Below are 4,789 nucleotides of genomic sequence, written 5' to 3' on the forward strand. Positions count from 1 at the left end.
AAGGACAGCCTCGGCCAATACCTGATTACGTTTGAGCCGAACGGCAGCACCATCGGGCTGACCGACCGGAGCGGGCAGCGGTTGAACGGGGAGGAAGCAGAGTTCTTTATCGCTGGACCGGAGGGTGGCGACGAGAAGAGCCAGGACAGCCAACTGAGAGCAGACGGGCAGGGGAGGGGCGTCGTACCCGGCGGGGAGGTGGCACAATCTCTCAGGCGACAGCGCTGAACTGAAGGTTGGGAAGAAAGGAAAGCGAGCTTTCTGGTTTGTGATCCCAGGAGGGGTCGAAAAAGCAATCCCGGATGCGCTGGCAAGGACGTCAGGCACCGGCCAATCCAAAAGGAAACATCCCATGTTCGCAGGAACCCTCACCCGCAATGTCGAGACCGCAGCCGCTCAGTACACCGGCATGATCCACTCGACGCGCTTTGACATCGCCATCCAGTTGGAGGCGCGGGCCAAGATGTCCGAACGCAGCCCGGATTTTGACGTGACGGCAGTCAACAAATCAGGCCGCAAGGTGCGTATCGGCACGGCCTGGAACGAGACCGGCAATACCAGCGGCAACCCCTACATCTCGATGCAGATCGATGTCGGCCTCGGCCCGTTCCGGGTCAACGCGGTGCAGACGAAAGAGGCGCGCGCGGCCCAAAGTGGCGCGTTCGAGATCATCCCGCTGGTCTCGAACGGCCTGATGAAATCCGGCTCGCTCTCGGGCGAGCTCACCGCCATGGACGCTGACAACGCCTTCACTGGCTACATCGCCAACATGATGTTCGATCTGGAGTTCATGCTGATTGAGAACAGCTACAAATCCGAGGAGACCCACGCCGATTACCGGATCGAGGTCAGCTCGCCCCGGGGCACGCCGATCCGCGTCGGCTCGGCGTGGATGGCGAAAAGCAGCCGCACGGGCAATGACTACCTGTCGCTGCTGATCAACACGCCCGATGGCGATCTGCGCGTCAACGCCGTGCAGAACGAAGAACAGCGCGGCGGGCAGACCTTCTCGATCATCCCGTTCATCGACAGCGGTGAGCAGCCGCACGACGCAGGCGCGGGGCTCTCCTTAGTCGCCTAATCAGCGCGCGAGGTGAGACGATCTGAACCGAAAGGGGAGCCGTGGGATCACGGTTCCCCTTTTTCCATGTCCGTTTGCGTGAAGGACGCCACCCGCTTGCGATCAGGTGCAAATGCGATACAATAATATATTAACGCAATATCGAGGGCGAGCGCGTGGCGGCTAGATCAGGGACGGTTCCATGGTTCGAGAGCTTTGATGTTGAGGCAGAGGTTGCAGAACTCCTTGCTCATATCGAGCGCTGCACTGGATTTTCGCTACCCGCCCGAAAGCGTGAAGTCATCATGACCCATGCAAGGGCGAAGCTCGACAGGACAAGGCAGGCCTATCTGGACGCCAAGGCAGCAGGAAAGTCGGTGTCCACCTCGCGGCGTGGGTATCTGACCGACCTGCAGGACACGATCTTCATGGCGATCCCGGAAGAGAACCTCGCGCTGATGCCGCTAAGCCAACAGGTCCTGAACGACCCTTCATTTTACGCGGACGCCATGCATAGCGCCGCCGCGATCAGCGAGGATGAGCTCTTCATGGCGTTGTCCTCATCGCTGAACGATATGACGGTCCAAGACGCTCGGGCGTTTGTCTCGAAGCTGTGGCACAGCACGATCGATGACAATGCCCGCAAATACGCCGAAGCCCTGAAGCGCCCCGAGCGTGAAATCATGCCGCTGCGGCCTGGGAACACTGTGTAAGATCGAAGCGATTCTCCTGGCTTGAGCCGTACCGAGGTTGGCCGCCTCAAACCCCCTTTCTCGGAAGGGGCACCCTGTGCAGCGCGCGAAAGCTGTTGAAGGCGCTGTGGGGACGTCTACTGTCGCGAACATGATGAAACGGGATCACATGCGCGCTTTCTTGCGGCGCGCCGCAACGCTTGCCGCTTTTGTCGCGCTGCTCTGGGCGGTTCAGGTCGTCAATTGGATCACCGGCTACGGTTTGAACCCGGCCTTCGGCCTGATCCCCAGGCAGCTCGATGGTTTGGATGGCGTTGTCGCCATGCCGCTGATGCACGGAAGCTTCGCGCATCTGATGGCCAATACGCCGCCTCTCCTGGTGATGGGTGGGCTGCTGGTTGCCACGACCACGCGAGCCTTGCTGCCGGTGAACGCCGTGGTGATCGGCCTCGGCGGCGGACTCGTCTGGCTGTTCGGAAGCTCCGCCATCCATATCGGTGCGTCAGGGTTGGTCTTCGGCTGGTTTGGCTTCCTCGTCGCGCGCGGCTTCGTGGATCGCTCCCCGATCACGCTGGGCGCGGCACTACTGGTCGGTGTCCTCTATAGCTCCATTCTCTGGGGCGTTCTTCCGGGCCAACCCGGCGTCTCGTGGGAGGCGCATCTCTTCGGCGCCATCGCGGGCGCTGTCGCTGCATCCCTTGTCCGGACGCATGTCCATGTGCCGCGCCTCGGCGGTGTCGATTTGGACTGAAGCAGTACACCCTACGTTGTCGGCCCATAGCTGCCGCTCGGCGAGCTGTCCGGCGCTGGAGCGCAGCTGCACTAGAACGGTCATTTGCATAGGCGGCAGAATTTTCAATGGGTAAGCATCAGCAGACTGGGATAAAATGCCATTTCGCTGCGGTTAATCGACCGACTTGGCTTTACTCTCAACTCAAATAGCAAAGTGCCCGATGGGTTGCACCGGGCACTTCTTTGTTAACGCAGCTCGAGATTACTTGGCAGCAAGGATGTCGAAATTGCGGACGTTTGCCACCACACCATCGTCCCATCCGCCCGAGACCAATTCCGAAGCCCTTTCATTCAGTAGCCCGGCGACCTGTCCGGCAAAATGCGCTTCGCGGCCAGCATCGTCGGCAAAGATGTCGAAGATGGCAAAGTTGTTCTCGTCAATTTGCAGCGCCGCCCAGAACAATGTCATGGGTTCGGTATCTGCGACGATGGGGCCGGCGGCGGTCAGCAAGGCTGCCAATTCGCGGCCTTTCCCCGGCGCAGCTTCAAGCTTGATGTAAGTTGCGGTCGTTGCCGTGGTGAGATCAACCGGCGCCTTGACCGACAGGACATCGGAGTTGTTGATATTCGCGACAACACCTTCGTCCCATCCTCCGTCGACCAGTGTGTCGGAGTTTTGGTTCAAAGCCGCAGCAACCGCTCCTGAGAAGTGAGCGTTCCGTGCCTCTTCATCTGCAAAGATGTCAAAGATTGCGAGCGTATCGTTGGCTTGCAGAGCAAACCAAAGGACGGTGCCCGGCTCTGTGTCCCGCACGATAGGTGCGGCACCCGCCAGAAACTCCGCGAAAGCTTCGGACTGGCCTTCGGCGGCGGGCATGGCGATGTAGCTGGCGGTATGATTTTCCATTGGATTGTCCTGTGCAGTTGCAGAAGTTGCGATCAGAGCCAGTGCGGCGAGTGTCTGAAGAATTTGCGATTTCATGGTCGGCCCCTGCTTTGAAGTGCATCGTGTTTGGTTTCGATGCACTCTTGTCCCATGCCGGATGCGGTGGACTCCAATTCCGAAATGCTATTCTTTGATAGACATGGACTATCGAACTTGTTTTGATGGCGCGGCCGGAGATGTGACGGAGAATGCGGCGATGGAAATGAACCAGATCAGATACTTTCTCGCTGTCTGCGAGCACCGAAACTTCACCCACGCGGCCAGTGCCTCCAATGTCTCCCAACCTTCCTTGACGACTGCGGTCAAGAAACTTGAAGACGAACTTGGAGGTGACCTGTTTGTCAGAGACCGTGCAGGCTGCAGGCTGACCGCGCTGGGAAAACTCGTGCAGCCAAGATTGCAGAAAATATACGACGAGACGCGACAGGCGAAGGCCGAGGCAGTCCGTCATATGCGGTTGGAGCGAGTTCCTATCACTGTCGGTGTCGGCGAAACGATTGGCCACAGCAGAATTTCGGCAGCTATGGAGCGTATGCGCAAGCGCGTGCCGCAAGCCGAAATCGAATTGATCGTTGCGTCATCCCACGAGCTTCTTTCCGGGTTGCGAGATGGTGACTTTGACGTTGTCGTCACCGCGGACAAGGTCAGTGAAGACCTCTATCGTATAGACATTCTCTATGAAGAGGACTACAAGGTCGTGGTGTCAAAGTCGCATCCATTGTCTGAACTAAATACAATTTCTCTTTCGACGCTTGCTCAAACTGACATGCTTGACAGACTGAATTGCGAAATGCGGGATACTTTACATGGAACCTGCGCAGATCAAGGTTACGACCTCTACGCGGCCTATCGGTCAAATCGCGTGGATTGGTTAATCGAACTTGCCCGGCAGGGTTCGGGTGCGGTGATCCTACCAGCCACCGCTATTCCATCAGACATGGGCCTGGTGTCGAAACCCATCGATGGCCTTGAAATAACACGAACTGTTTTGGCCGTTCGATATCGGCACCAAACGACGAGATCAGAAACAAATGATCTGATCCGTGAGATTATGCGCACGCCAGCATAACGACGCCGGTTATCGACCCGGGCGCATCGTGTATCATTCTGCAATTAGGGCTCAAACGATGCTTTCGTGGCGCTGACGCTGAGACAATAATTGTCGCAATCATGTCTCAGACAGTATGCTTTCGCACTCGCAGTGAATGTCCGCTTTCCGCCGATTCTGTGGAAAAACTAAAGTTTGCGAGCGCAGAAATAGCCGATCCAAACCGGGCGCGCGCGCCTTTCCTGTCAGGCTTTGCGCGTTTGCTGCGGTGCCGGAAAGATCTTGGCCAGTTTCCGGAGGTTCTGGGCGGT

General features: G+C 58.0%; 6 protein-coding genes. 5 read left to right on the forward strand and 1 reads right to left on the reverse strand.

All coding sequences use genetic code 11. The annotated features are described in order from the left end of the window. From ACU0FH_RS11100 to ACU0FH_RS11115, 4 genes are all read left to right on the forward strand, one after another. A partial coding sequence (locus tag ACU0FH_RS11100; RefSeq protein ID WP_446194652.1) for a hypothetical protein occupies positions 1 to 228 on the forward strand: 228 nt, incomplete at its 5' end. A 124-nt stretch (positions 229 to 352) separates the two neighbouring features. Next, on the forward strand, positions 353 to 1,081 hold the full coding sequence (locus tag ACU0FH_RS11105; RefSeq protein ID WP_184583019.1) for a DUF736 family protein: 729 nt from the start codon (positions 353 to 355) through the stop codon (positions 1,079 to 1,081). Positions 1,082 to 1,236: 155 nt separating this feature from the next. Then, entirely contained in the window at positions 1,237 to 1,773 is a 537-nt protein-coding gene (locus ACU0FH_RS11110) for a hypothetical protein (protein ID WP_446194653.1), read from the forward strand. 148 nt (positions 1,774 to 1,921) lie between these two features. Continuing rightward, positions 1,922 to 2,503, forward strand: coding sequence for a rhomboid family intramembrane serine protease (locus tag ACU0FH_RS11115; protein WP_047998149.1), 582 nt, complete (start codon positions 1,922 to 1,924; stop codon positions 2,501 to 2,503). Between the two features lie 243 nt (positions 2,504 to 2,746). Here ACU0FH_RS11115 and ACU0FH_RS11120 read toward each other — a convergent pair whose 3' ends face one another. Then, complete coding sequence (locus ACU0FH_RS11120; RefSeq protein WP_184583405.1) at positions 2,747 to 3,466, reverse strand: hypothetical protein; 720 nt, start codon at positions 3,464 to 3,466, stop codon at positions 2,747 to 2,749. A 103-nt stretch (positions 3,467 to 3,569) separates the two neighbouring features. Here ACU0FH_RS11120 and ACU0FH_RS11125 point away from each other — a divergent pair, with 103 nt between their 5' ends. Beyond that, positions 3,570 to 4,499: a LysR family transcriptional regulator gene (locus tag ACU0FH_RS11125; protein WP_231582216.1), complete on the forward strand. Its 930-nt coding sequence runs from the start codon at positions 3,570 to 3,572 to the stop codon at positions 4,497 to 4,499. Positions 4,500 to 4,789 lie beyond the last annotated feature (290 nt).

It is taken from the genome of Heliomarina sp. (assembly GCF_052826185.1).

Bases quoted from the DNA above. Each gene is read 5' to 3' on its own strand.
- ACU0FH_RS11115 (WP_047998149.1), top strand. From the start codon at position 1,922: ATGCGCGCTTTCTTGCGGCGCGCCGCAACGCTTGCCGCTTTTGTCGCG.
- ACU0FH_RS11125 (WP_231582216.1), top strand. From the start codon at position 3,570: ATGGACTATCGAACTTGTTTTGATGGCGCGGCCGGAGATGTGACGGAG.
- ACU0FH_RS11120 (WP_184583405.1), bottom strand. From the start codon at position 3,466: ATGAAATCGCAAATTCTTCAGACACTCGCCGCACTGGCTCTGATCGCA.
- ACU0FH_RS11105 (WP_184583019.1), top strand. From the start codon at position 353: ATGTTCGCAGGAACCCTCACCCGCAATGTCGAGACCGCAGCCGCTCAG.